This is a genomic window from Burkholderia sp. PU8-34, from assembly GCF_053427725.1.
This window is the reverse complement of sequence record NZ_JBSAXC010000013.1, coordinates 72,232-97,326: the sequence shown is the minus strand read 5'-3', so window position 1 is coordinate 97,326 and position 25,095 is coordinate 72,232. Positions and strand designations below refer to the sequence as shown.

Below are 25,095 nucleotides of genomic sequence, written 5' to 3'. Positions count from 1 at the left end.
AATATGACACGTTGCCGAAGTGTAAATGAGAAGTATTCGCGATACAAGTTCGACAACAGGCGTGTGCGGGCGAGGGGGCGATGACCGCGCGCGTCAGGAGGGACGAACTGCTTGCGGCGCCCGCGCGTGCCGCATTACGACAGTGATTCGAGACGGATCAGCAGGTTGCGCGCGTGCGCGATGAACGCTTCGTGCATGTCGCGTTCGCCGCGGACTTCGACACTGGCGTCTTCCGCGAATGCGATCTGCTCCGCGTAGATTTCGCCGAGCGCGCGGCGTGCGTCGGGGGGAAGCGCGCGGATCATCGAGACGAGCAGCAATTCCTGCGCGCGGAGCATGCCGGACAGCGATTGGACGTTCATGCCGACCTCCTCGGTCGATGCGGCGGCGGGCGCCGATCTTTCCATACTAGGCGGTTGCCGCATGAATGTCGGGATCGCTGACGATGTGACGCAGCGGGAAACCGCAGAAGCGCAGAAGCCCGCGCTTGCACGAACGCAAGCACCTGGCGGGCGACTCGTGGCCCGCACAGGGTGCAGCAGAACAACAGGAATAGGGAATTGAAACGGAAACGTCAGGCGGCCGCGGCGCCTGCCTGCGCGTCGCGCACGACCTGCGCGACCCGCTCGACGAATTCCGCGTCGATGCTCGACAGCGCTTCGCGCTTGCCGTCGGGCATCTCGACGATGAGCCGGTACGTGACGTCCTGCGTCACCCACGCGAGATAGCCGACCACCACCAGCATCACGCCGACGACGAGGCCGGCGCTCGAGCCGGCCACGCCGCCCGCGGCGGCCGCGACGGCACCGATCAACGAGATCAGCGACGGGACGAGCTTGTTTTTCCGGATCGTGACGACGTCGACGCGGCGAATGTCACGGAGTGCAAAGACCTGGCCGGCGGCCGACAGGCCGTTGCGCGTGACTGTCACGCCTCGTTCGTTGAAAGCGTTTTCCATCGTGTGTTGCATGGACGAAAACGCGCAGCGTAACAGACTTCGTTGGCGCGTCAAACGAGACCGAGTGCCGCACGCGGGCGGTGCGGGCCGGACGGGCCGCGAAATGGCGGAGTGTCAGAACTGCAGCCGGCCGTCGCCGTACAGGCGTCCCGGCACGTGCGACGCGACGACTTCGGCGATTTCCTCGTCGGTCGCGTCGGCCGGCACGACCTGGCGCCGCGCGGGCGCGTCGAGATGCATCGTCCACTCGACGAGCCGGTACGGGCGCCCCCACGGGCGCTGCATCTCGACTGACACGCGGCAGCTCTGTACGGGCAACGAATGCTGGCGCGTCAGAATCGTGTGCAGACGGCTGAATACGCTATCTTCGATCATCATGGCTTCCGATCCTGTCCTTGGGTTGAACGGCGGCTGCGCCACCGCTCTCAAAAAAAAAGCCGCCGATGCTCAGGCGGCCAACAGGGGGGGTGAGTGCATCCTCTCAGCCCAGAATTAAGCGAAACTTAAAAGTGCATAAAAAAGCGCCCCGCATGGAAGCGGGGCGCTGTTGCCGTGGTGATCCGCGAGTTAAGCGAACGCTTTAGAACTTGTGACGGATACCGACGCGAGCGGCGATCTGGTTCGACGAACCGTTGCCCGACGTGCTGAAGTAGCTCGTGCTCGAGCCGATCTGCGCTTGCACGTTGTTGCCCGACGCCTTCTGGTAGATGACGAGGCCATACACGTCCGTACGCTTGCTGAGCGCGTAGTCGAGCGCGAGGTTGCCCTGGTTCCAGTGAGCCGAGCCGCCGGTTTGCGTCGCGTTCGTGTACGTGTAGCCCGCTGCAGCCGACAGTGCCGGCGTGAGCGCGTACTTCAGGCCGGCTTCATACGCGTTGTAGAACGTGCCGTTTGCGCCCGAGACCGTCGAGAATTGCGTGCGCGTCCACAGCAGCCATGCCGTTGCCGGGCCCCAGATGTAGCGGCCGCCGACGCCATACGTGCGCAGGTCGCGGACGTTGCCCGTGCTGATGTTCGCGATCGACGTCGAGAATGCCGGCGTCGACTGGCTCGGGAAGCGGATGTCCGTGTACGCGGCGCCCAGCGAGAACGGGCCGTTCGCGTAGTTCAGGCCGAAGCTGTATGCACGCGACGAACCGCCGGTGTTCGTGGCGCCCGAGCCCGCTGCGCCTGCGAAGTCCGTCGAGTTCGAGAAGCCGTACAACGCGCCGAACGTGAAGCCCGAGTAGTTCGCGCTCTGGAACTTCACCGCGTTGTTGATGCGGCTCGACGTGAGCTGGTCGATGTCGTTCACGTGGTACGCGTAGTTACCCGCGACCGTGTTGCCGCCCGTCGAGTAGTTCGAGCCGAGGATGTCGGTCGAGAACGAGTACTGGCGGCCGAACGTGACCGTGCCGTACTGGGCGGTGCTCAGGCCGACGTATGCCTGGCGGCCGAACATCGCGCCGCCCTGGCCGAGCGTGCCGTTGCCGCTGTTGAAGCCGTTTTCGAGCACGAAGATCGCCTTCAGGCCGCCACCGAGGTCTTCGGTGCCGCGCAGGCCCCAACGGCTGCCCTGGGCAACGCCGTCGTCGTACTTGAACAGCTTGCCGCTGCCGCCGTTGGCGGTCTTGCTGTGGTTCACGTAGCTGATACCGGCGTCGATGATGCCGTACAGCGTGACGCTGCTTTGTGCATGTGCCGCGCTGGCCGTTGCTGCGAGGATGGCGGCGGTCAACAGTTTCTTGTTCAAACGATTCTCCGAGCGAGTAAATGGCATGTCCAGTTGCGGTTCCGGCGCTCTGGCGGCGCTCTTGTGGACCGGCGGCAACTTTATCGGCGCGTCACGTAATGAATATGACAGCTGTTGTAATGTAGATGAAGTGTGGCGTCGATGCGACACCAAATGATGCCCGGTTGCACTCGCCGCGGTTATACCGATTTCGGCTGTCGTTTGATCCGGCTCGGGAATATGCACATGACATTCGCTTGGTTGGTGCCGGTCCGGCCCCATGCGACGATGCGCGCTCTCACAACGACACGGGACAGAGGACACCCCATGCGACGCTCGATCTGGTTGACTGGCTTTGCTGCGCTTGGCGCGGCCCTGACGTTCGCGGCGCCCGGCGCGCACGCACAATCGCAGACCCCGCAGACCGTGAAGGTCGGCACGATGAGCGGCCCGGACGCGCAGATCTGGTCCGAGGTGACGAAGGTGGCCGCGCGCGGCGGCCTCGCGGTCAAGGTCATCGAATTCAACGACTACGTGCAGCCGAACGCCGCGCTGGACGCGGGCGATCTCGACGCGAACGGCTTCCAGCATCAGCCGTTCCTCGACAGCCAGATCAAGCAGCGCGGCTACCGGATCGTCAACGTCGGCCTGACCTACACGTCGCCGATGGGCTTCTATTCGAAGAAGTTCAAGTCGCTGAAGGATCTGCCGGCCGGCGCGAAGGTCGGCATCCAGAACGACCCGTCGAACGGCAACCGCGCGCTGCTGCTGCTGCAGAAATACGGCGTGATCAAATTGAAGCCGGGCGTCGGCACGAACGGCGTGAACGCGACGCCGCTCGACGTGGCCGAGAACCCGAAGAAGATCAAGCTCGTCGAGCTGGATGCCGCGCAACTGCCGCGCGCGCTGCCCGATGTCGACGCCGCGTCGATCAACACCGACTATGCGGTGAAGGCGGGGCTCACGCCGGTGAAGGATGCGATCGCGATCGAGGACCTGAAAGGCCCGTACGCGAACCTGATCGCGGTGCGCGCGCAGGACCGGGACAAGCCGTGGGTGAAGAAGCTCGTCGCGGCCTACGAGTCGGACGATGTGCGCCAGTTCATCAACGCGAAGTTCGGCGGCGCGATCGTGCCGGCCTTCTGAATGCAAACTGGCCGGGCCGGCGTGCAGCGCATGCCCGGCCAGGTCGGAGCGTGAAAAACGACATCGCCCGCGCAAGCGGGCGATGTCGTTTTGGCGAGCTGGCCGCCCCGAGAGAAGCGGTCAAGCGGTCAAGCCGGCCCGCCAGGCAAAGATTGCCCGGCCGCTCAGGCCGTCAGCAGCGACCCGGTACGGAACGGCGTCGCGCCGGCGATGCGCGCGACTTCCATGCCGGCCGTCGCGAAGCGCACGACCTGCCGCGCGTACAGCACGCCGGCCACGCTGCTCTTCAGCGTGACGACGCGATCGGTCAGCGGATCGACGATGTCGACCACCTCCTGGCCGGCCTCGATCCACGCGCCGACCGCCGTGCGGAACACGATCACGCCCGACACCGGCGTGACGAGCGGATCGGTGCCCGCGAGCGGCGTCGCCGGATACGCGAGCGCCGGCAGCGGCGCAGGCGTGCCGTCGATCACGCCGCGTTCGGTCAGGTATTCGACGATTGCCTGCGAATCCTTTTCCGCGAACTCGTACGACACGTCGCGCTCGCTGCGCAGCTCGACCGTGACCGAGATCGCGCCGTTCGGAATCGGGAAGCGGTCGCCGAAGCGATCGCGCAGATCCGACCAGCAGAAGCTGTGGATCTCGTCGAACGGATTGCCGACCGAGTTCAGCGCGAGCAGCGACGCCTGCGAATCGAGGTAGCGCGCGAGCGGTTCGACGTCGTCCCACAGGTCTGGGTTCGTGTACAGGTGCATCACCGCGTCGTTGTCGCAATGCAGGTCGAGCACGATGTCGGCGTCGAACGACAGCTTCTGCAGCGCGAGGCGCTGCGATTCGAGTTCGGTGCGCGGCTTCTGCTCGTCGAGCGCTTCGCGCATCGCCGCGCGCACGATCGCGACGTTGCGCTCGGCGTCGTGCGTCAGGCGCGCTTCGATGCGCGGCAGCACGAGCGCTGCGAGATCGTAGAAATTGCGGTTGAAGTTCTGCATCGAGCCGAGCTCGAAGCGGCCGAGGTGATCGCCGAACACGTGCTGCGACAGCCCGATCGGGTTCGGCACGGGCACGATGATGACCTCGCCGCGCAGCTTGCCGGCGGCCTCGAGCGCAGCGATCTTGCGGCGCAGCAGCGCGGCGACCAGCATGCCGGGCAGCTCGTCGGCGTGCAGCGACGACTGGATGTAGACCTTCTTGCCGCCGCGCGGGCCGTAGTGGAAGCTCGTGATCTGGCGCTCGGTGCCGACGGCGGGGGAAATCAGCGGATGGGTCTGCGTTTGCATGATGAGAAGAGTGCGGCGCAGCCGCGAATGATCCGGTGTGCGTGGAAGATTGATTGTACGTTGCCTTTCGCGAACCCATCAAACCGGTTCCGGAACACGGGTTTTTCCGTTGGAAATCATTCGGTTAACGCGAAAAAAATCAGCGTGTGCCGATACGGGGAACCGGCGTGCGCCGATGCGTGCCGCGCATTTCGTTGCGCGCGCGCATAAAAAAACGGGCTCCTCGCGGAGCCCGTCTGCATGCGCGCAGACCGCGCGCTTACTTGCCGTAGACGTCGAAATCGAAGTACTTCTTCGCGATCTTGTCGTACGTGCCGTCCTTGCGCATGTCGCCGATCGCCTTGTCGATCTTCGCCTTCAGGTCGGTGTCTTCCTTGCGCAGGCCGATGCCGGCGCCGTTGCCGAGCGTCTTCGGATCGTCGATGTCGCCGCCGACGAACTGGAAGCCCGCGCCGCGCGGCGTCTTCAGGAAGCCGATGTCGGCCTGCACCGCGTCCTGCAGCGCGCCGTCGAGGCGGCCCGCGATCAGGTCGGCGTAGACCTGGTCCTGGTTCTGGTACGGCACGACGGTCGCGCCGGCCGGTGCCCAGTGAGCCTTCGCGTAGGTTTCCTGGATCGTGCCCTGCTCGACGCCGATGCGCTTGCCCTTCACGCCCGCGTCAGTCGGCATCAGGCCCGAGCCCTTCTTCGCGACGAGGCGCGTGGGCGTGTTGAACAGCTTCGTCGAGAACGCGATCTGTTCCTCGCGCGCCGGGGTCATCGACATCGACGACAGCACGCCGTCGAACTTGCGGGCCTTCAGCGCCGGGATCATCCCGTCGAAGTCATTCTCGATCCATACGCACTTCGCCTTCAGGCGTGTGCAGATCTCGTTGCCGAGATCGACGTCGAAGCCCATGACCTTGCCGTCCGGGCCTTTCGATTCGAAAGGCGGGTAGCTTGCGTCGACGCCGAAACGCACGGTCGACCAGTCTTTCGCGTATGCGCTGCCGGCCGATACGGCGAGCAGGGCAACCGTCACTGCCGCAAGAACTTTTTTCACTCGGTGACTCCTCGTTTTGTTCGATGGATGCGCGGTTGTGCCGCGCCGTAAGCCTTCGGCCCGGCGCGTCTTCGCGCCGGACTGTCCCGGACTGTTCAATTCGCTCGCCCGATAGGGGCACGCGACGTGCGGAGATTATCAAGACAAAATACCGGCAGGGCGCCTAGGAGATGCCCCGATAGCCGCCAGCCGGGCCCGACGGCGGCGCCACCGTCGGGGCGCAACCGTTTCTGCCACAGGAACGATTCAACCGAGCGTTTCGTTGACCGCCTGCCGCAGGCATGTGACGAATTGCGTGACGGCCGGCGTCGGCAGCAGGTCGCGGCGCGCGATGATCGACAGGTCGAAGCGCGGCATGTTTTCGTCGAGGTCGGCCGTGCGGATGCCGAGCGGCGCGACCATCGCGGCCAGCGGGCGCGTGAAGCAGGCGATCACGTCCGAGCGCGCGACGAGCCCGAGCGTCACCGCGAACGACATCGGCGAACGCAGCAGGCGCGTCGGCCGCGGCAGGCCGCGCGCGTCGAACATCGTCAGCACCACGCTGTGCGGGAACTCGTCGGCGCCCACGGTGACGATCCATTCGGCCTCGAGCAATTCCTCCAGCCGGCGCGCATGCGCGAGCGGGTGGCCTTCGCGCATCACCACCGCGAATTCGGTCGAGAACAGCGGCCATTGCGTGAAATCGCGGTCGAGCGCAGGGACATGGTGCATCGCAGCGATGTCGAGCGTGCCGTTGCGCAATTGCGCGAGTGCGTCCGGCACCGTCACTTCCTCGAGGTGCAGGTTCACGCGCGGCATCGACCGGCGGAACGCCGTCACCGCGTACGGCAACGCGGTCAGCGCGATCGACGGCATCGTGCCGACCGCGACGCGGCCCGACATCTCCCCTTTCACCTGTTCGACCGCCTCGACGGTGCGGCGCATGTCGCCGAGCAGCTGCTCGGCGCGCGGCAGCAGCGCGTGCCCGCACGCAGTCAGCTCGACGCCGCGGACGCTGCGGACCAGCAACTCCGCGTTCAGCGCCGTCTCGAGCTCGCGGATCGTATGCGTGATCGCGGGCTGCGTGACGCCGAGTTCGCGCGCGGCGGCGCGCAGGCTCTTGTGGTGCGCGGCGGAGACGAACGCCTGGAGCTGCGCGATGTTCAGGTGGTTGCGGATGCGGGTCATCGATCGGGTCCGGAAGGTTCGAGGTAATCGAGCAGCGAGCCGGCACGCGCGTGCTGCGCACCGCAACCTTCGTGCACTGCCCGACCGCGCGAACGCGCATCCTGTTCACGCCTTACTGGCTCGCGATCCGTCTGGCGAGCGGATGGATCAGGCGCCGCACGCTCGACGCGATCGAACGCGCAGCGGCCTAGACTTCCCACGCCACACAGGCTTGGCGCCGCCCTCCCGCCCGCCCGGCGCACGCGCGCCTCGACGCTTGCCAACGGGGAGGTGTTCATATAAGGACGTCAAGGATGTTCCTTGGCTTAAAGCGCGATCGTAGCATCGAGGGCGCGAGGCCATCGGCGCGCAGGTATAGGCGCGGCGCGCCAGAGGGCGCGGCGGTGACCGGCCGCGACGCGTGCCTGTTCCGGTCGGATCGCATTCGCGCTTGACTCGTCCGTCGGCTCGACTATAGTGATCCATAACTCGCTGGTTATGAATTGCAACATGCAGAACGCTTACGACGTCCTTTTCAGAACGCTGGCCGATCCGACCCGGCGGGCGATCTTCGAGCGCTTGTGCCGTGAAGGCGAGCAGACGGTCGGCACGCTGACGGCCGAAGCCGGGGTCTCGCAGCCGGCCGTGTCGAAGCATCTCGGTGTGCTGAAGCAGGCCGGGCTCGTGCACGACCGCCACGAGGGCCGGCAGACGCATTACAGCGCGCAGCTCGGTGCGCTCGCGCCGCTGATCGATTGGGCAAGCCAGATGACCGGCTTCTGGGAAAGCCGGTTCGACCAACTCGAGGATCTGCTGAAGAGGATGGACCAATGAGCAATATCTCGACCGAAACGCGCGCCGTCGTCGTTGAACGGGAGATGCCGTTCCCGCCGGAAAAGATCTGGCGCGCGCTGACGCAGCCGCACCTGATCGCCGAATGGCTGATGCAGAACGATTTCGTGCCTGTCGTCGCGCACCGTTTCAATCTTCGCGCGGACTGGGGCGCGGTCGACTGCCAGGTGCTGACCGTCGAGCCGAACCGGACGCTCGCGTACACGTGGGCGGCTTACGGCCTCGACAGCGTCGTTACGTGGACGCTCACCCCGACGCAGACGGGCACGCTGCTGCGGATGGAGCAGGCGGGCTTCCGGCACGATCAGCAGCAGGCGTACCACGGTGCGCAGTACGGCTGGCAGAAGTTCCTCGCGTCGCTCGAGCAGGTGCTCGCGCGGATCGACTGAAGCCGGCCGGCATCGTTTGACGCCGGCATCGCGTCGCAGGCTTCGCGTTGACTTCCTTCCAGGAGACAAGGACATGAAGAATGGCGGGCCGCAGGATGAAAAGTCGCCGTCCCAGCTGATCGACGGGAGAATCGAGGAACTCGGGGACTGGCGCGGCGAGACGCTCGGCCGGCTGCGCGCGCTGATCCGGGAAGCCGATCCCGACGTCGTCGAGGAGTGGAAGTGGCGAGGCGTTCCGGTGTGGTCCGACGGCGGCATCATCTGCACCGGCGAGACCTACAAGAGCGTCGTGAAGATGACGTTCGCCAAAGGCGCGGCGCTCGCGGATCCGGCGGGCCTCTTCAACTCGAGCCTCGAAGGAAATACGCGGCGTGCGATCGATATCCGCGAGGGCGAGGCGATCGACGAGGATGCGTTGAAGACGCTCGTTCGCGCAGCGGTGACGCTGAACCGGTCCAAAGCCAAAACAAAAGGCAAGGCCGGAAGCTGAATCACGGAATCGGGTGCCCTTCGCGGATTGCGTCGGACTCCCGACATTTCGGTTGATTATTTCGGATCGCAAACGATGCAATACGATCGATCCGCGTAGCAAGCATCAGGAAAGCGCGGCCAACTGGCGACGCAGTTGATCGACCTCGCCCGGCGAAAACGGCTTCTCGATTTCGGCGTGCGCCTGCTGCCACAGCGGAAACGCCTTGGCCAGCAGGCGTTGACCAGCGGGCGTCAGGCTGAGCAGGCGGCTGCGCTTGTCGTCCGGATCCTGCTCGATCGCAACCAGATTGCGCCGCTCGAGCGGCTTGAGCGCGGCCGTCAGCGTGGTGCGATCCATCGCCAGCAGCGACGACACCGCTTTCATCGCAGGCGGGTGGGGCCGGTTCAGCGACATCAATAGCGAAAACTGCCCGTTGGTGAGATCAAGCGGACGCAGGACGTCGTCGAATATCCGCGCAAGGTTGCGCGCCGCCCGCTGCATGTGCAGGCACAGGCAGCAATCGCGCACCATCAGCGTCGCTTCGAACGGGAGCTTTTCTGAACGTGACATGTTGCAATTGTGTTGATATCAACCTATCTTGTCAAGGGCGATGGGGGGATGTCCCGTCGCGCCCATCAACAGACGGAGGAAGCATGAGCGCACAGCAGTTGTTTCTGGCCGTATTTCTCGGCAGCAAGGACAGCCCGCGCATGAAGGCGTGGATGTCGCTTTCGGAGCAGGATCGGCAGGCGAGGGAAAAGGAAGGCATTGCGGCATGGAAGGCGTGGGTCGACCGGCATCGGGAAGCAGTCGTCGAGATCGGCGGGCCGCTCGGCAAGACCAAGACCATCGACGAACGCGGCATCGCCGATACGGCGAATGCGCTGACCGCCTTTACGGTCGTGCGTGCCGCGTCGCACGAAGAGGCGGCCAGGATGTTCGAAAGCCACCCGCATTTCACGATCTTCCCGGGCGAGTCGATCGACGTGATGCCGGTCCTGCCGATTCCCGGCGCCTGAGTCGTACCGGGCCGCGGGCGTCATGACGCCGAGGCGACCGTCGCCCGCCCGCCGGACATTTCCTGGCAGGCTGTTGAAAAGCGCGTCGTTTTTGACGACCGGGGCGCTATTCAGCAGCCTGCCAGACACTTTGGAGATTCGTCATGAAGCTTTACGGATTCGCCGGCACCCGGACGCAGCGTGCGCTTTGGGGGCTCAAGGAACTCGACGCGGACTTCGAATTCATCCCGGTCAACCTGCTCGAAGGCGAGCACAAGCGGCCTGAATTCCTGCGCATCAATCCCGCAGGCAAGGTTCCCGTGCTGGTGGACGGCGACCTCGTGATTCCCGAATCGGCGGCGATCGTGCTGTATCTCGCGAACAAATACCCGGAGAAAGGTTTGCTGCCGGACGCGCTCGCCGAGCGGGCGCACGTGTATCGCTGGGTGATGTTCGCGGTAACGGAACTCGAACAGCCGCTGTGGAGAATTACCCGGCATTCGATGCTCTATCCGCCGGAGAAGCGCAGCCCGGCCGATATCGAGCTGGCGCGGGAGGAGTTCGCCGCGATGGCCGCGATCCTCGACAGGCATCTCGAAGGGCGCCAGTTCATCGTCGGCGACACGCTGACGGTGGCCGATTGCGTGACGGTCTATCTGATCGATTGGGCCAATGAATTCCATCTGATCGACGCATTTCCGCAACTGCAGGCGTATCTCGAACGGCTGTATGCGCGGCCCAAGGCGCCGCAGCGAATCGCGGAGACGCGCAAGGCGGCTTGAGCGCGACGGACGTCGGCGCGACGCTGCGTCTGCGACGTCGCGTCATCCAATCGCACCGCACGCACGGCGCCGGCACGTCAATGCAGAAAATCTAAAGTCACTGCACGAAAAGCTCGCTTGTCCGTGCGGACCCGTGCCTTCACATTGTCTCGAGCAGCAACCGTCATCGTTTCCGGCCGCCAGGCCGGACCCTGAACTCCGCAAGAGACTTTTCCATGAACGCGATTCAACTGATTTCACTCGCTGCAATCTGGGGGGCGTCCTTTCTGTTCATGCGGATGGGGGCGCCCGCGTTCGGGGTGATTCCACTGATCGCGCTGCGGGTCGGGATCGCGACCGTGCTGTTGTTGCCGGTATTGCGAAACGCCGCCGCGCGCACGGAGTTCCGCACACACGTCGGGCCGCTCTTCGTCGTCGGCATCATGAACTCGGCATTGCCGTTCTGTCTGCTGACCTATGCGGCGCTCTATGTATCGGCCGGCGTGGACTCGATCCTGAACGCGACGACGCCGATGTGGACGGCAATCGTTGCCTTTCTGTGGCTGGGCAGCCCGCTCAAGCGTGCTCAGGTCGCGGGATTGCTGGTCGGGTTCGCCGGCGTGGTCTTGCTCGCGTGGGATGCGATCGGCGCAGGGAGCAACGGGGCGCTTGGCGCGGTCGCGGCGGCGGTTCTCGCGACGCTGTCGTACGGTTTTGCCGCCAACTACTCGAAACGCAAGCTCGCCGGCGTGCGGCCCTTCGTTTCCGCATTCGGCAGCCAGCTGTTCGCCGCGCTCGTGCTGGCGCCCGCAGCCGCCGTGTATTGGCCGGGCACGCCGATCCATGCGATCGACTGGCTGGCGGTCGCGCTGCTGGGCGGGCTCTGCACGGCAGTTGCCTACATCCTCTACTTCGGGCTGATTCGCAATGCCGGCGCCCAGTACGCCGCATCGGTGACGTTTCTGATCCCGATCTTCGGCGTGGTCTGGGGGGCGATTTTTCTGCACGAACGCATTACGGTGCAGGCGTCGCTGGGCTGCATCGTGATCCTGCTCGGCACCGCGCTTGCTGCCGGCAAGATCACCGGCCTGCCGGGTGCGTTGAGGATGAAGCGGCAGTCGTGACTCATGCGCTTGCGTTCAGGTGTGGCGTGCGTCGCTCGAACTCCGGGATCCACGCACGCAAGCACTGTTCATACGCGTGACGCTCCGGTCCCGGAAACAACCGTGTCCTGCAGGATTTCGCGCTGGATCCAGGTCCGGAACGCGTCGATTTTCCATTCGTCCGCTCGCTGGTCGCTACAGACCACGTAGTAAGCGAACTGCGTAGGCCACGGCAAATCCAGTGCCCGGACCAGGTGTCCCACTGCGATCTCGTCGTGGACATAGACATCCCGCACGAGCGCGATGCCTTGTCCGGAGATCGCCGCCTTCACGAGCAACGAATCATCGTTGAAGCTCGTGCCGCGCTGCGCGCGCCTGTCTTCGATGCCGAATGCCTTGAGCCACAGCATCCAGTCGGCCCGGTCGGCGTCCTGCAACAACGGATAGCCCAGGCAGTCCTGCGGGCTGGCAATCGGCCGGTCCGGATTCAACAGGCGCGGACTGCAGACCGGCACCAGCTCGGGTGTCCATATCTTGAAGACCGCGTGCCCCGGGTAGGTTCCCAATCCGTGGCGAATCGCAATATCCACATAGTCGCGACGCAGGTCGAGCAGCCGCGGGCTGCTGTCGATCGCAATCTCGATGTCCGGATAGAGCGCATTGAAATGGCCGAGTCTCGGCACCAGCCACGCCTCGGCAAACGATGCGGTCGTGCTGATCGTCAATCGAACCACGCGCCGATCCGTGGCCATTCCATTCGACCAGATTGCCTCGATCTCGTCGAACTTCGGCAGCAATTGCTCGAACAACGCGCGCCCGGACGCAGTCAGCTCGACTTCACGGCTCGTTCGCGTGAAGAGGCGGACCATCAGCCGATCCTCGAGTTTCGCAATCTTCTGGCTGACCGCGCCCGGGGAAACGCAAAGCACTTCGGCTGCTCGCTTCATGCTGCCGCATCGGCCGACTTCGATGAAAGTGTGCAGCGCGCTCAAGGGTAACGATTTGCTCATCGTCGAGTTCGTTCGGGAAGGGCTGCGGAGGGTTGAAAGGGTTCCAGACTAACCCGGTTTCGAACCGGGTTGCAGATTGGCGAGTGTCTGCAACGGACGTCCGCCGATGTTCCGGCATGACCCGCCCGGGCCATCGATTCATTACACATTCCTGTCTTTTATTTACCAAAAACTGTCATCGTGCGCCGCTAAGCTTTCGGCACCCTCACAACCCGGATCTCGCCATGCGCACTCCGCCCCCGTTGTTCACCACCCTGTTGCTCCTGCCCGCCCTCGCCACGCCGGTGTTCGCGGCGACCGGCGCGCCCGTCAGCGCGTCCTGCGGCGGCAGCACGACGCCGATCGCCGAGATTCAAGGCCCGGGCGCGCCGTCGCCGCTCGCCGGCCAGAACGTGTCGATCGAAGCCGTCGTCACCGCCGATTTCGGCGGCACCGACGGCTTCGGCGGCTTCTTCGTCCAGCAGGCCGATCCGCAGCGCCGCAACCAGCCGGGCGTCTCCGAGGGGCTGTTCGTCTATGCGCCGAAAGCGCGCGCGAAGGCGGGCGATCTCGTCCACGTGACGGGCAAGGTCGAGGAGAAATACGGCCAGACGCAGCTCACGCTGTCGGGCGCGATCGCGGTGTGCGCGAACGGCCAGACAGTCACGCCCGCGACGCTCACGCTGCCGGTCGCATCGGCGTCGGACTTCGCCGCATACGAGGGCATGCTCGTGCGTCTGCCGCAGACGCTGACCGTCACCGACATCTACGAACTCGGCCGCTACGGCAGCGTGATGCTCAGCAACGGGCGCCTGCGCACGCCGACGAGCGTCGTGCCGCCCGCACAAGCGCAGACGCAGATCGACGCGAACGCGCGCAACCGGCTGATCCTCGACGACGGCTCGAACAAGCAGAACCCGGCGAGCGTGCCGTATCCGGCGCCGGCGCTCTCCGCAGCGAACACGCTGCGTGCGGGCTACTCGGTGAGCAACGTCGAAGGCGTGCTCGAGATGCGCTACGGCACGTGGCGCCTGCAGCCGGTGCCCGGCGCGGCCGCGCCGGCGTTCAATACGCGCGCGAATCCGCGCACCGCGGCGCCGGCGCGCGATCCGAAGTCGAACCTGCGGGTGGCGTCGTTCAACGTCCTCAATTACTTCAACGGCAACGGCCTCGGCGGCGGCTTCGACGATCCGAACAACCGTGGCGCGAAGAACTATCAGGAATTCGTTCGTCAGGACGCGAAGATCGTCAGCGCGCTGAAGGCGCTCGACGCCGACGTGATCGGCCTGATGGAAATCCAGAACAACGGCTACGGCGAGCTGAGCGCGGTGCGTCAGCTTGCGGCGAAGCTCGGCGACAGCTGGCGCGTCGTCGATCCGGGCACGTCGCGGCTCGGCGGCGATGCGATCGCGGTCGCGCTGATCTACGACAGCCGCAAGGTCGAACCGGTCGGCCGCGTGGCGACGCTCGCGATCGACGACAAGAACCGTCAGCCGCTTGCTCAATCGTTCCGGCGCGTGGGCGGAAACCAGGCGCTGACGGTCGCGGTCAACCATCTGAAATCGAAGAATTGCCCGGACGCGGCGAGCGACGATCTCGACCAGGGCGACGGCCAGGGTTGCTGGAACGCGACGCGCACGCGCGCGGCCGCGAAACTCGCCGACTGGCTCGCCGGCACGCCGACCGGCGTACCGGGCCAGGGCGTGCTGCTGATCGGCGATTTCAACAGCTACACGCATGAAGATCCGATCCGCCTGCTCGAGTCGCGCGGCTACCGGAACCTCGTGTCGCGCTGGGTCGGCGCCGATGCATACAGCTACGTGTACAACGGCGAAGCGGGCTATCTCGATCACGCGCTCGCGTCGCTGCCGCTCGCGGCGCACGTGAAGGCCGTGCACGAATGGCACATCAATGCGGACGAGCCGGTCGCGCTGCAGTACACGCTCGCGTACAAGACTGCCGAGCAGCAACGGACGTACTACGCGCCCGATGCGTACCGCTCGTCGGATCACGATCCGGTGCTGGTCGACATCGCGCTGCCGGGCGGCCGCTGATCGCTGATCGGCTGATTGCCGGCCGAGGGGCCTCGGCCATGCGGTGGCGCGCGCTGCCGCATGGCCGCCTTTGGCCCACGCGCTACCCCATCCCCACTGTCACTGCCGTCACCCAGGTGACGCACCATCCTGGCCAGACAGGAACCAGGTATGCAACTGTCCGATTCCCTTCGCCTCGATGGTACCGCGCTCTTCAAATCGGAATGGCGCGCCAAGCCTGCGCCGGGTGGCATCCGTTACCTGCACGCGTCCCGCCACGCCGTGGGATTCCATCCGACTAGCGGTGTTGACCGCGTCGCCCCATAAATCGTAGATGAACTTGTGCTTGCCGATCACGCCGGCCACCACCGCGCCGCTGTTGATGCCGATGCGCATCTGCAGGTTGTAGCCGCGGCGTTGATTGAAGCGCTCCAACGCGTCGATCATGTCCAGCGCCATGTGCGCCGTACGCGCGGCATGATCTGCTGCTGGCTCCGGCAGCCCCGCTGCCGCCATGTAAGCATCGCCAATGGTCTTGATCTTCTCGAGTCCACGCCGGTCAGCGATGGTGTCGAATTCAGTGAAGATTTCATTGAGCACGCCCACCAGTTGCTCAGGGCTCAAGCCTGCTGAAAACCGTGTGAATGCCACGATGTCCGCGAATAACACCGTCACCTCTGGAAAACTGTCGGCGATGACTTCCGGGATGCTGTCGGCGATCAACGCGGGACGTGCCTTCAGGCGTTCGGCGATCGGATAGGGCAGCAAATTGAGCAGTAACCGCTCCGACACTTTCTGTTCGGCGACGATCTTGTCGTAGAGGCTCTGGAGTTCGTCGCGCTGGCGACGAATCAGCTCCCGGCTCGCCTGCAATTCCTCGTTCTTCTTTGCGATCTCGGCTTCAGCGCGCTTTTTCTCGGTGATATTGCGGCCTTCCGGAAGCAGAAACACTATCCTGCCGTTCTGATCCCGGATGGGTAGAAGCGAGAAATCGACGGTAATCGTCTGCTCGCCTGCTGCCTGGCCGTAAACTTCGAAGTCGCAGCGGATGAACTCACCCTGACCAGCCCGTCGGATCAGCTCCCGCAACAATGCTTGGGTGTGCTGTCCGATCACCCACCAGCGGGCCTCCCAGAACGGCTTTCCCCGAACATCGTCCATCTGGATTCCAACCGCCTCAAGCGCTGCCCGGTTGATTTCCAGCATCATGCCGTCTACATCAAGCAGGCCCACGAACTGATACATCTCGTCCAGCATGATACGGGCGAGCTTATCTCGCTGGGTCCGAAGATCGTCCGTCGCAGAGAGCGCCACATCGCGCACATGAAGCACCTGGCCGTCCGTAAACGGCTGGCCGTTGATGATCAGCATGATGCACCTCGCATAGGGAGTTCGGTTTGGAGAACGCGATTGGTCGGCCTCCCCGGCTGCTCGTAACGCTCTCATAAAACCAGGCGAAGCCGGCGCTCAACGTCGGCCGAACCGACTCTCATTTCCCTCAAAAGTGGCGTCGTTTCTTTCGGTAAGGCCACTTGAGGACAAGTGTATCTCGACCCTTTGCCGGCGGTTGCCGCGATGACAGAGAACCTGCCTTCAGGTTGTAGAGCGGGCCAATCCGTCTCGATTTTCCGGATGACGCGCTGGAACGGCCCTGCGGTCTCTGGCCGAATGCATCCGCGCGCATACGCGGCGGCGCGGCGGTATTGCTGCCAGTTGCGGCGGCGAAAAGTTCGTCGCGGTTCAGTGAAGCGCAAATTGTCGGGGTATTGAACGGAGTCGAGGTCGGGGTGACGGTGGCGGGAGTGTGCCGGATTCACGGCATTTCGGACGCGTCGTTCTACAACTAGCGGAGCCGCACCACCATCACGGGCGCCCTCCATTGCGCCGTGGTTCGTCTCGCATTTAGCCATCGAATCGGCATCTGCTTCCCGATCAAGACTACGACCAAGGCGCTTTCTTACCAGCCCAATCGGCTTATACACAGAGCGTGAGACCGGGAACGGCAGGACACTCGTCGAGCGAGGCGCAACCGGTTCGCGGTGCGCCCGGCCATCGGCCGGGCCGCGCAGGAACCTGGATTAGCGCCCGCTCTTCAGTTGCGCCCACAACCGGCTTTCGAGCCGCGTAATGTCTGCTGGCAACGGCGTCGCCAGGGTGAGCGTTTTCAGACGCTCGGGGCCCGGATAGATCGCCGGGTTTTTCAGAATCTCGGCTTTGATCAGCGGTCGCGCGGCCGCGTTTGCGTTCGGATAGAACACCTGATTCGTGATCGCGGCGCTCATTTTCGGTTGCAGGATATAGTTGATCCACTGCATCGCGGCACCGGAGTGCGGCGCGTCCTTCGGCACGGCCATCAGATCGAACCAGAGCACGCCGTCGCCCGGTGGAATGACATAGCTGATCTCGTAAGCGCGATGCGCTTCAGCGGCGCGCGCCTTTGCGATCGCGACATCGCCCGACCACGCGAGAGCGAGGCAAATGTCATTGTTCGCGAGGTCGTTGATGTACCCCGACGAATTGAACTGCGTGATGTAGGGGCGAATGCTTCGATAGAGCTGGTAGACGGCCTGATAGTCGGCGGGATTCGTGCTGTTCTGATTCTTGTGCAAATAGACAAGCCCAACGGCGAACGCATCTTCGGGCGAATCGAGCACCGATACGCCGCAATGCTTGAGCTTCGACACGTACTGCGGATTGAACAGCAAATCCCAACTGTCGAGCGGCGCGTCCTTGCCGAGGACTTCCTGGACCTTCGTCGCGTTGTAGCCGAGGCCGTCGGTTCCCCACGACCAGGGCACGGCATACTGGTTGCCCGGGTCGATGGTCGCCATCAGCTTCATCAGCACCGGGTCGAGATTCGCGAGGTTCGGTATCTTGCTCTTGTCTAGCTTTTGATACACGCCTGCCTGGATTTGCTTGCCCGCGTAGCCCGACGACGGAACAACGATGTCGTAGCCGGACGAGCCGGCGAGCAGCTTCGCCTGCAGTGTTTCGTCGCCGTCGTACACGTCGTAGCGCGTATGGATGCCGGTCTGCTTCTGGAAGCCGGATACGGTGTCGTCGGCGATGTTGTCCGACCAGTTGTAGACGTTCAACTCGTCGGCGTGGGCATGCGGGGCGGCCGTGGCGAAAGCGATGAGCGCGGCGGCGACAGTGGCCGCTAACGGCGTGGTGATGTGGCGGGCGGTCATGGGATCTTGTTTGATGATGTCGGGTTTCGGGCAGTCGTAAGTCGATCAGATGCGCTACGTGCTACGCGCGACGCGCGTCGTGGCGCCAACCCACGCGCTCGAGCGCGTGAAGTAGCCGTTCGGCGCCGAGCGCGCTCACGTGCGCGCCCTGGCCGTCGGCGTCGGTCGCGGCGAGGAGCGCGTTGAGGATCGCTTCCTCGACAGCTTCGGCAGCGGCGACGAACAGCGGTGTCATGTAATCCGGATTGACGCTCTGCACGGTCGACAATGGTGCGCTCATGCGGCTGTAGTCGGCGACGGGCAACCCGCGGTTGCCGGTCGAGAACGCGACGAAGATGTCGCCGCTCGCGTATTCGGTGCCGCCGCCGACGCGCGCGAGACCGACCCCCGCACGATGCGCAATCTGCGTGCACTGGTGTGGCAGCAGCGGTGCGTCGGTTGCGAGCGCAACGACGATCGAGCCCATGCCGGGCACGCCGGCTTCGCGATTGCGGAACGGCGACGGTACGTCGTGCAGTACTTCGCCGACCGGATAGCCGCCGACGCGAAGTTCCGCGCGGACGCCGTAGTTTGCCTGCACGAGCGCACCGACCGTCCAGCCGCCGTCGTCGCTGGCCAGCCGCCGCGACGCTGTGCCAATGCCGCCTTTGAATTCATGGCAGATCATGCCGGTGCCGCCGCCGACGCACCCTTCGGCGACCGGGCCGCCGCGCGCCGAGGCCAGCGCATCATGAACGTGCGCGGCAGTCACATGCTGGCCCCAAATGTCGTTGAGCACGCCGTCGAACGTCTCGAGTACAACCGGCATGCACCAGTACTGTTGCGAGCCCGCCGACGCGCGCTCGGCCTGCACAAGCGCGTCGCGCACCACGCCGACGCTGTGCGTATTCGTGAACGCAATCGGCGTGGTCAGGAGACCGGATTCGCGGATCCATTCAAGTCCGGTCGCATCGCCGTTGCCATTGAGTACGTGGTAGCCGGCGTAGCAGGGATCGAGCCGTGCCATGCCCACACGCGGCTCGATAACTGTCACGCCGGTCTGGATCGATACTGTTCCATTTTTTTCGACCACGGTACGATGGCCTACGCGAACGCCGTCCACGTCGGTGATGCTGTTTAGCCGACCGGGGGTGCCGCGCCCGATCCGGACGCCGATGTCTCTAATGCGCATACCTGTCCTCCTGGGCGCCGTGAGGGGGCCCTGTCGTTGTGTGCGACGCTTGAACGTCGAGGTACGGTGATGGTAGGCGGCGCTGCGCAGTGCGAACATCGGTCCGGCGGGCTAGGCGTGCGGGCGCGGAACTACACCTTTGGGATTAGATGGCATGAGGCTCGACATTGCTGACCTGGCGTTCCATCAGCGGCTCGGACGCCTGATCGAACGCATCGATGACCGACAGTTCTGGAACGCGCTGATCGACCTGCTGCGCGGCGCGGTGCAGGTCGACAACTGGGTGGCGATGGTCTTCAGCCCGACGCACAAGCCCTGCCTGATCGCGGAGAGCGCGCACGGCACGAAACCCGACACGCTGTTCGAGGGCTACCTGAACAGCGTGTATCTGCTCGATCCTTTCTATCAGTTCAGCCTTGGGAAGATCAGTCCCGGCGTGTACCGGATCGACGAGGTCGCGCCCGATCAGTTTCGCGAGACAGAGTACTTTCGGCGCTATTTCTCGGTGAATGTGCTCGAGGACGAGATACAGTTTCTCGTGCCGCTACCGGGCGGGGACTGTGTTTCGCTGTCGCTCGGTAGCCGGCAGCGCTTTAGTGCTGCGGACGTCGGCATGCTGTGCCTGTACGGCACGTGGATCCTGCCGCTGATGCGGCGCGCCGTGCCGGCGCCGGCCGGCGAGCTGCCGAGGATCGATCGCGCGACCGCCGAAAGCGAGCGGCGCGCGCACTTCGAGCAGGCGCTGCGCGAGCGCGCGAGCACACCCCTGACAGCTCGGGAGATCGAGGTCGCGCTGAAGATTCTGGCGGGACATTCGAGCAAGAACATCGCACGGTTACTCGGCATCTCGCCCGCGACGGCGAAGGTTCACCGCAGCAATCTGTACCGAAAGCTCGATATTTCGTCGCAGGCTACGCTGTTCGGCCTCTTCATGGACGAAATGCCGCAGGCAGGGTGAGGCGGCAGCGCGGCTGCGGTTGGACTCGTGGCGCAGGCGTGATAGCTCTTCGTGTTCGGCCGAGGTCAATCTGTCGTGTCGTGTGCCGGCGTCACGATCGGGCTGGGCAACCCAGCCATCGAGGGGCGGTGTGCTCGGACCGAACTCGTTGGCCAGTTCCTCTGGGCGACGCCCGGCGTGTACCAGGTCCACGATCTGTTGCTGAAATTCCGGTGCACGGGAAGCTCGGTATCTGGACATGATCCGTACCACCGCCTTGACAGGACAGAACGTGTCCACGAAAGCAGGTCGTCTCCAGTTCATATCCAAATCGAACCGAAAGTCATATCAGCATCCAGTCGAAAGTGACACGAATGATGGCGGGGCCGGGATAACCCTGATCAAGAAATCTTATCGGGGTGAAAAATTTCACATCTTATTGAATTGAAATCGGCTCGATATAGTGGCTCGCTTTCGTCCCGTTGCACGCATGTGCGCCGGGATGCCAGACAGGACAAGAAGCCGGAGCCACTCCATGACCGACACCCGATTCACCGAAATTGAAGACCTGCAACCTGCCGCCACCGGGCTGCGCGAGATCCGCCATCACATCCACCGCCATCCGGAACTCGCGTACGAGGAAGTCGAGACGGCCGCGCTCGTCGCCGACCGGCTCGAGCAATGGGGCTGGCAGGTCACGCGCGGCGTCGGCAAGACGGGCGTGGTCGGCACGCTGCGGGTGGGCGACGGCACGCGCAGCATCGGCATCCGCGCGGACATGGACGCGCTGCCGATCCACGAGGCGACCGGCTTGCCGTACGCGAGCGCGACGCACGGCAAGATGCACGCGTGCGGGCACGACGGCCACACGACGATGCTGCTCGGCGCGGCGCAGCAGCTCGCGAAGACGCGCCAATTCTCGGGCACCGTGCACCTGTATTTCCAGCCGGCCGAAGAACACGGCGTCGACAGCGGCGCGAAGAAAATGATCGACGACGGGCTGTTCGAGCGCTTCCCGTGCGACGCGGTGTTCGGCATGCACAACCATCCGGGCGCCGCGCCCGGCGTGTTCCTGACGCGGCGCGGCCCGTTCATGTCGGCGGGCGACAAGGCGATCATCTCGATCGAAGGCGTCGGCGGCCATGCGGCGCGGCCGCACCTGAGCGTCGATCCGGTCGTCGTCGCCGCGAGCATCGTGATGGCGCTGCAGACGATCGTCGCGCGCAACGTCGATCCGGCACAGCCTGCCGTCGTCACGGTCGGCTCGATGCACGCGGGCACCGCGAACAACGTGATCCCGCACGGCGCGCGCCTCGAACTGAGCGTGCGCTCGTTCAGCCCCGACGTGCGCGCGCTGCTGAAGCGCCGCATCGTCGAACTCGCCGAATCCCAGGCCGCGAGCTACGGCGCGACCGCGCATGTCGAGTACATCGAAGGCTATCCGGTCGTCGTCAACTCGGATGCGGAAACCGATTTCGCCGCGCAGGTTGCGCGCGAGCTGGTGGGCGACGCGAACGTCGTCGAGCAGACCGACCTGCTGATGGGCAGCGAGGATTTCGCGTTCATGCTGCAGCAGCGCCCGGGCTCGTTCGTGCGGCTCGGCAACGGCGAAGGCGAGGACGGCTGCATGGTCCACAACCCGAAATACGACTTCAACGATCGCAACCTGCCGATCGGCGCGGCGTTCTGGACGCGCCTCGTGGAGCGCTATCTGGGCCGGTGACGGCGGCGGGCGGGACACGGCCGGCGCCTCCGGCCGCTTAAAGGGGAGACCTGACGATGCAGAAAGACAATCTCGCGCTGCATGCGACTGCGCCGGCCGCGCCGCCGGCGGCCGCAACGACCGCAACGACGACTGCCTGGCCGGACGCGCCGGTCATCCCCCGGCGCGGCGCGATCGCGGCGGCGGTGATCGGGAACTGGCTGGAGTTCTTCGATTTCACCGTGTACGGGTTCTTCGCGGTGCTGATCGGCAAGCTGTTCTTCCCGTCGAGCGACCCGACGACGTCGCTGTTGCTGTCGGTGGCGACGTTCGCCGCGGGCTTCTTCACGCGGCCGCTCGGCAGCATCGTGCTCGGCGTCTATGCGGACCGCAAGGGCCGCAAGGCCGCGCTGAACCTGACGATCATGCTGATGGCGCTCGGCACGGGCCTGATCGCGATCGCGCCGACGTACGCGCAGATCGGGGTGGCCGCGCCGCTGATCGTCGTGTTCGCACGGCTGCTGCAGGGCTTCTCGCAGGGCGGCGAGTTCGGCGCGGCCACGTCGACGCTACTCGAACAGGGTGGCGTGTCGCGGCGCGGCTTTCGCGCGAGCTGGCAGCTCGCGACGCAGGGCGGCGCGGCGCTGATGGGCTCGGGGTTCGCGGCACTGCTGTCGAACACGCTCGCGAAGGACGCGCTCGAAAGCTGGGGCTGGCGGCTGCCGTTCTTCGCGGGCGTGATGATCGCGCCGGTCGGCATGTACTTGCGTCGGCGGCTCGCCGACGATGCGCCGGGCGACCGCCACCACGGCGTCGACGGCGGCGTGCTGCGCGAGCTGTTTGCGCAGCACGGGCGCACGGTGCTGCTGCTCACGCTCACGGTGATGGGCGGCACGGTGTCGACCTACATCCTGACCTTCTACATGCCGACCTATGCGATCCACACGCTCGGGTTGCCGATGAGGCTGTCGATGTTCGTCGGTGTCGCGTCGGGATGCGTGACGCTGCTGATGTGTCCGCTGTTCGGCTGGCTGTCGGACCGGATCGGCAGCCGCCGCCTGCCGATTTTCGTTGGCCGCGGGGTGCTCGTCGTGCTGCTGTTCCCGGCGTTCTGGCTGATGAACCATCATCCGACGCTGTCGGTGATGATGCCGGCGACCGCGCTGATGCTGGTGTTCTATTCGATGGGCTCCGCGTCGGAATTCGCGCTGATGTGCGAGTCGTTCCCGCGCCACGTGCGCGCAACAGGCATCTCGATCGCGTATGCGCTCGCGGTGACGATCTTCGGCGGCACGTCGCAGCTCGTCGCGACATGGCTCGTCCAGACGACCGGCAGCAAGCTCGCGCCGGCCGGGTATGTCGCGGTGTGCGTGCTGGTGTCGCTCGCGGCGGTGTCGATGCTGCGCGAGACGGCAGGGGACGCGGGCGAGTGAAGGAAGCCGACTGAAGCCGCAGCCGCGGCGCCGCGGCTGTAAAGGCGCAAAGGGCGCAAAGGGCGCAAAGGGCGCAAAGGGCGCGCTGCGCCGACGGCATTGACACAGGCCGCCGCTTGCCGGTTGCATGGCGATCGCTTACCGGCCGCGCACCATCCGCAGATAGGACGCGAGCATCGACGCGAGCTCCTGCGCGGCCGGCGTCAGCGGCACGGCTGCGCGCTGCAGCAGGCAGACGGCCTGCGCCGCCGCGCGCAGGCTGCCGTGTTCGACGACGGCCCGGAAGATGCGGAGCTGCGACAGCGTGAGCGCCATGGATGGGGCCGGTGATCGGGAAGACTGATCGTGATAAGGCAGGCGCAGATTCCCGAGCGGCGGCACGTGCACTACGATCGTCTGCAGTCCGGCTCGCGCCGCCTGTCCACCGCTTCTCCGCATGAACCGACCTCACCGGAATTGCCGATGCAGATTCGCACCACCCCGCTCCTGTCGCCGTCGATCGGCACGCAACGCGCGCTGACGAGCTTTCATTTCGGGCCGGCCGGCAGCGGCCGCAAGTTCTATCTGCAGGCGGCGCTGCATGCGGACGAGACGCCCGCGATGCTGACCGCGTTCATGCTGAAGCAGCGGCTCGCGCAACTCGACGCGGACGGGCGGCTCGCCGCGGAGATCGTGCTCGTGCCGGTCGCGAATCCGGTCGGGCTCAATCATCATGTGCTCGGCCATTTCATCGGCCGCTTCGACCTGGCGAGCGGCCGCAATTTCAATCGCGGCTTCCTGCCGCTCGCGACGATTGCTGAGAGCGCGCGCGAGCGGCTCGGCGCGGACCCGGTACGCAATCGCGCGATCGTGCGCGAATGTGTCGGCGCGGCGCTCGGCGGCATCGCGCCGCGCACCGAATTCGACGCACTGCAGCTTGCGCTGCTGAGGCTGTCGCACGATGCCGACGTCGTGATCGACCTGCATTGCTCGCTCGAAGCCGTGATGCACGTGTACACGAGCGACACCGCGTGGCCGCAGGTCGAACCGCTTGCGCGCTATCTCGGCGCGCAGGTGTCGCTGCTCGCCGAGGATTCGGGCGGACATGCGTTCGACGACGCGCATCATCTGCTGTGGTCGCAATTGCGCGAACAGTTGCCGAAAGGTACGCCGCTTGCGGCCGGCACCGTGGCCGTGACGGTCGAATGCCGCGGCCAGCGCGACGTCACGTACGCGCTCGCCGAGCGCGATGCGGATGCGCTCGTTGATTACCTCATCTGGTGCGATGCGATTCGCGGCGAGCCCGCGCTGCTGCCGCCGCTCGCGACGCCCGCGACGCCGCTCGCCGGCAGCGAGCAGTTCTACGCGCCCGCGAGCGGCATCCTCGTGCATCGGGCGGAAGTCGGCGCGACGATCCGAGCGGGCGATCCGCTGTTCGACATCGTGGATCCGCTGACCGATGCGATCACGACGGTCCGGAGCCAGACCGACGGCGTGTTCTACATGCGGCGGGCGATCCGCTTCGTGACGGCCGGCGCGCCGCTTGGCCGCGTGACGGGCACGGTGCCGGCGCGCAGCGGGATGCTGCTGGGCGCGTGATCGGTGCACGGGCGGCGCGGATCGCGAACGCGTCCGATATGCGGCGCGCATTTTCGTTCTCGTCAAATTGACCGGGGTTCGCCACGACCCTACATTGGATAGCGCGGAGTCCTGCTCCGCGTTCCGTGAGAGTGTTGCAGCAGAGTCAGAGGTTTGAGCGGGCGGCTAGTGCCGCCCGTCTTTTTATGAGCGAATTGTCGCGT

The 25,095-nt window shown here is 65.2% G+C and carries 25 protein-coding genes and 2 pseudogenes; 14 read left to right on the top strand and 13 right to left on the bottom strand.

All coding sequences use genetic code 11. The features are described 5' to 3' along the window. Window positions 1-134: 134 nt before the first annotated feature. The 4 genes from ACV22Z_RS26235 to ACV22Z_RS26220 form a co-directional block, all read right to left on the bottom strand. Window positions 135-362 carry a hypothetical protein gene (locus ACV22Z_RS26235; RefSeq protein WP_448079188.1) on the bottom strand — a complete coding sequence of 76 codons (228 nt, stop codon included), beginning with the start codon at window positions 360-362 and terminating at the stop codon, window positions 135-137. Between the two features lie 212 nt (window positions 363-574). Then, complete coding sequence (locus ACV22Z_RS26230) at window positions 575-958, bottom strand: DUF6232 family protein (protein WP_448079187.1); 384 nt, start codon at window positions 956-958, stop codon at window positions 575-577. Between the two features lie 114 nt (window positions 959-1,072). Then, the gene (locus ACV22Z_RS26225; RefSeq protein ID WP_448079266.1) at window positions 1,073-1,333 is read right to left on the bottom strand and encodes a DUF2866 domain-containing protein; all 261 of its coding nucleotides are present in this window, start codon (window positions 1,331-1,333) and stop codon (window positions 1,073-1,075) included. Window positions 1,334-1,538: 205 nt separating this feature from the next. Continuing rightward, on the bottom strand, window positions 1,539-2,690 hold the full coding sequence (locus ACV22Z_RS26220; protein WP_448079186.1) for a porin: 1,152 nt from the start codon (window positions 2,688-2,690) through the stop codon (window positions 1,539-1,541). A gap of 306 nt (window positions 2,691-2,996) precedes the next feature. On the opposite strand from ACV22Z_RS26220, the gene ACV22Z_RS26215 reads away from it, so the two are divergent. Then, window positions 2,997-3,815 carry a MetQ/NlpA family ABC transporter substrate-binding protein gene (locus ACV22Z_RS26215; protein WP_448079185.1) on the top strand — a complete coding sequence of 273 codons (819 nt, stop codon included), beginning with the start codon at window positions 2,997-2,999 and terminating at the stop codon, window positions 3,813-3,815. A 164-nt stretch (window positions 3,816-3,979) separates the two neighbouring features. Here ACV22Z_RS26215 and ACV22Z_RS26210 read toward each other — a convergent pair whose 3' ends face one another. The 3 genes from ACV22Z_RS26210 to ACV22Z_RS26200 form a co-directional block, all read right to left on the bottom strand. After that, complete coding sequence (locus tag ACV22Z_RS26210) at window positions 3,980-5,095, bottom strand: succinylglutamate desuccinylase/aspartoacylase family protein (RefSeq protein ID WP_448079184.1); 1,116 nt, start codon at window positions 5,093-5,095, stop codon at window positions 3,980-3,982. Window positions 5,096-5,354: 259 nt separating this feature from the next. After that, window positions 5,355-6,137, bottom strand: coding sequence for an ABC transporter substrate-binding protein (locus ACV22Z_RS26205; RefSeq protein WP_448079183.1), 783 nt, complete (start codon window positions 6,135-6,137; stop codon window positions 5,355-5,357). A 246-nt stretch (window positions 6,138-6,383) separates the two neighbouring features. Continuing rightward, window positions 6,384-7,304: a LysR substrate-binding domain-containing protein gene (locus ACV22Z_RS26200; protein WP_448079182.1), complete on the bottom strand. Its 921-nt coding sequence runs from the start codon at window positions 7,302-7,304 to the stop codon at window positions 6,384-6,386. A gap of 50 nt (window positions 7,305-7,354) precedes the next feature. Here ACV22Z_RS26200 and ACV22Z_RS26195 point away from each other — a divergent pair, with 50 nt between their 5' ends. The 4 genes from ACV22Z_RS26195 (at window position 7,355) to ACV22Z_RS26180 (ending at window position 9,014) form a co-directional block, all read left to right on the top strand. After that, window positions 7,355-7,495 carry a hypothetical protein gene (locus ACV22Z_RS26195; RefSeq protein ID WP_448079181.1) on the top strand — a complete coding sequence of 47 codons (141 nt, stop codon included), beginning with the start codon at window positions 7,355-7,357 and terminating at the stop codon, window positions 7,493-7,495. A 298-nt stretch (window positions 7,496-7,793) separates the two neighbouring features. Beyond that, window positions 7,794-8,117: an ArsR/SmtB family transcription factor gene (locus ACV22Z_RS26190; RefSeq protein ID WP_448079180.1), complete on the top strand. Its 324-nt coding sequence runs from the start codon at window positions 7,794-7,796 to the stop codon at window positions 8,115-8,117. Next, complete coding sequence (locus ACV22Z_RS26185) at window positions 8,114-8,524, top strand: SRPBCC family protein (protein WP_448079179.1); 411 nt, start codon at window positions 8,114-8,116, stop codon at window positions 8,522-8,524. The genes ACV22Z_RS26190 and ACV22Z_RS26185 overlap by 4 nt, the downstream gene beginning before the upstream one ends. Window positions 8,525-8,597: 73 nt before the next feature. Beyond that, entirely contained in the window at window positions 8,598-9,014 is a 417-nt protein-coding gene (locus ACV22Z_RS26180) for a DUF1801 domain-containing protein (RefSeq protein ID WP_448079178.1), read from the top strand. 105 nt (window positions 9,015-9,119) lie between these two features. Here the strand turns inward: ACV22Z_RS26180 and ACV22Z_RS26175 are convergent, their stop codons facing one another. Continuing rightward, window positions 9,120-9,566, bottom strand: coding sequence for a MarR family winged helix-turn-helix transcriptional regulator (locus ACV22Z_RS26175; RefSeq protein ID WP_448079177.1), 447 nt, complete (start codon window positions 9,564-9,566; stop codon window positions 9,120-9,122). 83 nt (window positions 9,567-9,649) lie between these two features. Between ACV22Z_RS26175 and ACV22Z_RS26170 the strand changes: the two genes are divergently transcribed. The 3 genes from ACV22Z_RS26170 (at window position 9,650) to ACV22Z_RS26160 (ending at window position 11,879) form a co-directional block, all read left to right on the top strand. Beyond that, window positions 9,650-10,015: a hypothetical protein gene (locus ACV22Z_RS26170; RefSeq protein WP_448079176.1), complete on the top strand. Its 366-nt coding sequence runs from the start codon at window positions 9,650-9,652 to the stop codon at window positions 10,013-10,015. A 143-nt stretch (window positions 10,016-10,158) separates the two neighbouring features. After that, window positions 10,159-10,776 (top strand): glutathione S-transferase family protein, encoded by a 618-nt coding sequence (locus tag ACV22Z_RS26165; protein WP_448079175.1) that lies wholly within the window; start codon window positions 10,159-10,161, stop codon window positions 10,774-10,776. 215 nt (window positions 10,777-10,991) lie between these two features. Beyond that, complete coding sequence (locus tag ACV22Z_RS26160) at window positions 10,992-11,879, top strand: DMT family transporter (protein WP_448079174.1); 888 nt, start codon at window positions 10,992-10,994, stop codon at window positions 11,877-11,879. Between the two features lie 68 nt (window positions 11,880-11,947). Here the strand turns inward: ACV22Z_RS26160 and ACV22Z_RS26155 are convergent, their stop codons facing one another. Further along, on the bottom strand, window positions 11,948-12,868 hold the full coding sequence (locus tag ACV22Z_RS26155) for a LysR substrate-binding domain-containing protein (protein WP_448079173.1): 921 nt from the start codon (window positions 12,866-12,868) through the stop codon (window positions 11,948-11,950). Between the two features lie 224 nt (window positions 12,869-13,092). On the opposite strand from ACV22Z_RS26155, the gene ACV22Z_RS26150 reads away from it, so the two are divergent. Further along, entirely contained in the window at window positions 13,093-14,901 is a 1,809-nt protein-coding gene (locus ACV22Z_RS26150; protein WP_448079172.1) for an ExeM/NucH family extracellular endonuclease, read from the top strand. Between the two features lie 108 nt (window positions 14,902-15,009). Here ACV22Z_RS26150 and ACV22Z_RS26145 read toward each other — a convergent pair whose 3' ends face one another. Continuing rightward, complete coding sequence (locus tag ACV22Z_RS26145; protein WP_448079171.1) at window positions 15,010-16,251, bottom strand: adenylate/guanylate cyclase domain-containing protein; 1,242 nt, start codon at window positions 16,249-16,251, stop codon at window positions 15,010-15,012. A 335-nt stretch (window positions 16,252-16,586) separates the two neighbouring features. On the opposite strand from ACV22Z_RS26145, the pseudogene ACV22Z_RS26140 reads away from it, so the two are divergent. Continuing rightward, window positions 16,587-16,721 (top strand): annotated as a pseudogene (locus tag ACV22Z_RS26140) (transposase); the annotation flags it as partial. A gap of 237 nt (window positions 16,722-16,958) precedes the next feature. On the opposite strand, the gene ACV22Z_RS26135 reads toward ACV22Z_RS26140, so the two are convergent. Beyond that, window positions 16,959-18,071 (bottom strand): polyamine ABC transporter substrate-binding protein, encoded by a 1,113-nt coding sequence (locus tag ACV22Z_RS26135; RefSeq protein ID WP_448079170.1) that lies wholly within the window; start codon window positions 18,069-18,071, stop codon window positions 16,959-16,961. A gap of 61 nt (window positions 18,072-18,132) precedes the next feature. Then, window positions 18,133-19,242, bottom strand: a complete 1,110-nt coding sequence (locus ACV22Z_RS26130) for a DmpA family aminopeptidase (RefSeq protein ID WP_448079265.1) — start codon at window positions 19,240-19,242, stop codon at window positions 18,133-18,135. 154 nt (window positions 19,243-19,396) lie between these two features. Here ACV22Z_RS26130 and ACV22Z_RS26125 point away from each other — a divergent pair, with 154 nt between their 5' ends. From ACV22Z_RS26125 to ACV22Z_RS26115, 3 genes are all read left to right on the top strand, one after another. Further along, entirely contained in the window at window positions 19,397-20,200 is an 804-nt protein-coding gene (locus tag ACV22Z_RS26125; RefSeq protein ID WP_448079169.1) for a LuxR C-terminal-related transcriptional regulator, read from the top strand. A 514-nt stretch (window positions 20,201-20,714) separates the two neighbouring features. Beyond that, window positions 20,715-21,902: a M20 aminoacylase family protein gene (locus tag ACV22Z_RS26120; RefSeq protein ID WP_448079168.1), complete on the top strand. Its 1,188-nt coding sequence runs from the start codon at window positions 20,715-20,717 to the stop codon at window positions 21,900-21,902. A 56-nt stretch (window positions 21,903-21,958) separates the two neighbouring features. After that, complete coding sequence (locus ACV22Z_RS26115) at window positions 21,959-23,314, top strand: MFS transporter (protein ID WP_448079167.1); 1,356 nt, start codon at window positions 21,959-21,961, stop codon at window positions 23,312-23,314. A gap of 138 nt (window positions 23,315-23,452) precedes the next feature. On the opposite strand, the pseudogene ACV22Z_RS26110 reads toward ACV22Z_RS26115, so the two are convergent. Then, window positions 23,453-23,569 (bottom strand): annotated as a pseudogene (locus ACV22Z_RS26110) (LysR family transcriptional regulator); the annotation flags it as partial. Window positions 23,570-23,776: 207 nt separating this feature from the next. On the opposite strand from ACV22Z_RS26110, the gene ACV22Z_RS26105 reads away from it, so the two are divergent. Continuing rightward, entirely contained in the window at window positions 23,777-24,892 is a 1,116-nt protein-coding gene (locus ACV22Z_RS26105) for a succinylglutamate desuccinylase/aspartoacylase family protein (protein ID WP_448079166.1), read from the top strand. Window positions 24,893-25,095 lie beyond the last annotated feature (203 nt).

Bases quoted from the DNA above. Each gene is read 5' to 3' on its own strand.
- ACV22Z_RS26235 (WP_448079188.1), bottom strand. From the start codon at position 362: ATGAACGTCCAATCGCTGTCCGGCATGCTCCGCGCGCAGGAATTGCTG.
- ACV22Z_RS26230 (WP_448079187.1), bottom strand. From the start codon at position 958: ATGGAAAACGCTTTCAACGAACGAGGCGTGACAGTCACGCGCAACGGC.
- ACV22Z_RS26225 (WP_448079266.1), bottom strand. From the start codon at position 1,333: ATGATCGAAGATAGCGTATTCAGCCGTCTGCACACGATTCTGACGCGC.
- ACV22Z_RS26215 (WP_448079185.1), top strand. From the start codon at position 2,997: ATGCGACGCTCGATCTGGTTGACTGGCTTTGCTGCGCTTGGCGCGGCC.
- ACV22Z_RS26210 (WP_448079184.1), bottom strand. From the start codon at position 5,095: ATGCAAACGCAGACCCATCCGCTGATTTCCCCCGCCGTCGGCACCGAG.
- ACV22Z_RS26200 (WP_448079182.1), bottom strand. From the start codon at position 7,304: ATGACCCGCATCCGCAACCACCTGAACATCGCGCAGCTCCAGGCGTTC.
- ACV22Z_RS26190 (WP_448079180.1), top strand. From the start codon at position 7,794: ATGCAGAACGCTTACGACGTCCTTTTCAGAACGCTGGCCGATCCGACC.
- ACV22Z_RS26185 (WP_448079179.1), top strand. From the start codon at position 8,114: ATGAGCAATATCTCGACCGAAACGCGCGCCGTCGTCGTTGAACGGGAG.
- ACV22Z_RS26180 (WP_448079178.1), top strand. From the start codon at position 8,598: ATGAAGAATGGCGGGCCGCAGGATGAAAAGTCGCCGTCCCAGCTGATC.
- ACV22Z_RS26175 (WP_448079177.1), bottom strand. From the start codon at position 9,566: ATGTCACGTTCAGAAAAGCTCCCGTTCGAAGCGACGCTGATGGTGCGC.
- ACV22Z_RS26170 (WP_448079176.1), top strand. From the start codon at position 9,650: ATGAGCGCACAGCAGTTGTTTCTGGCCGTATTTCTCGGCAGCAAGGAC.
- ACV22Z_RS26165 (WP_448079175.1), top strand. From the start codon at position 10,159: ATGAAGCTTTACGGATTCGCCGGCACCCGGACGCAGCGTGCGCTTTGG.
- ACV22Z_RS26160 (WP_448079174.1), top strand. From the start codon at position 10,992: ATGAACGCGATTCAACTGATTTCACTCGCTGCAATCTGGGGGGCGTCC.
- ACV22Z_RS26155 (WP_448079173.1), bottom strand. From the start codon at position 12,868: ATGAGCAAATCGTTACCCTTGAGCGCGCTGCACACTTTCATCGAAGTC.
- ACV22Z_RS26150 (WP_448079172.1), top strand. From the start codon at position 13,093: ATGCGCACTCCGCCCCCGTTGTTCACCACCCTGTTGCTCCTGCCCGCC.
- ACV22Z_RS26145 (WP_448079171.1), bottom strand. From the start codon at position 16,251: ATGCTGATCATCAACGGCCAGCCGTTTACGGACGGCCAGGTGCTTCAT.
- ACV22Z_RS26135 (WP_448079170.1), bottom strand. From the start codon at position 18,071: ATGACCGCCCGCCACATCACCACGCCGTTAGCGGCCACTGTCGCCGCC.
- ACV22Z_RS26130 (WP_448079265.1), bottom strand. From the start codon at position 19,242: ATGCGCATTAGAGACATCGGCGTCCGGATCGGGCGCGGCACCCCCGGT.
- ACV22Z_RS26125 (WP_448079169.1), top strand. From the start codon at position 19,397: ATGAGGCTCGACATTGCTGACCTGGCGTTCCATCAGCGGCTCGGACGC.
- ACV22Z_RS26120 (WP_448079168.1), top strand. From the start codon at position 20,715: ATGACCGACACCCGATTCACCGAAATTGAAGACCTGCAACCTGCCGCC.
- ACV22Z_RS26115 (WP_448079167.1), top strand. From the start codon at position 21,959: ATGCAGAAAGACAATCTCGCGCTGCATGCGACTGCGCCGGCCGCGCCG.
- ACV22Z_RS26105 (WP_448079166.1), top strand. From the start codon at position 23,777: ATGCAGATTCGCACCACCCCGCTCCTGTCGCCGTCGATCGGCACGCAA.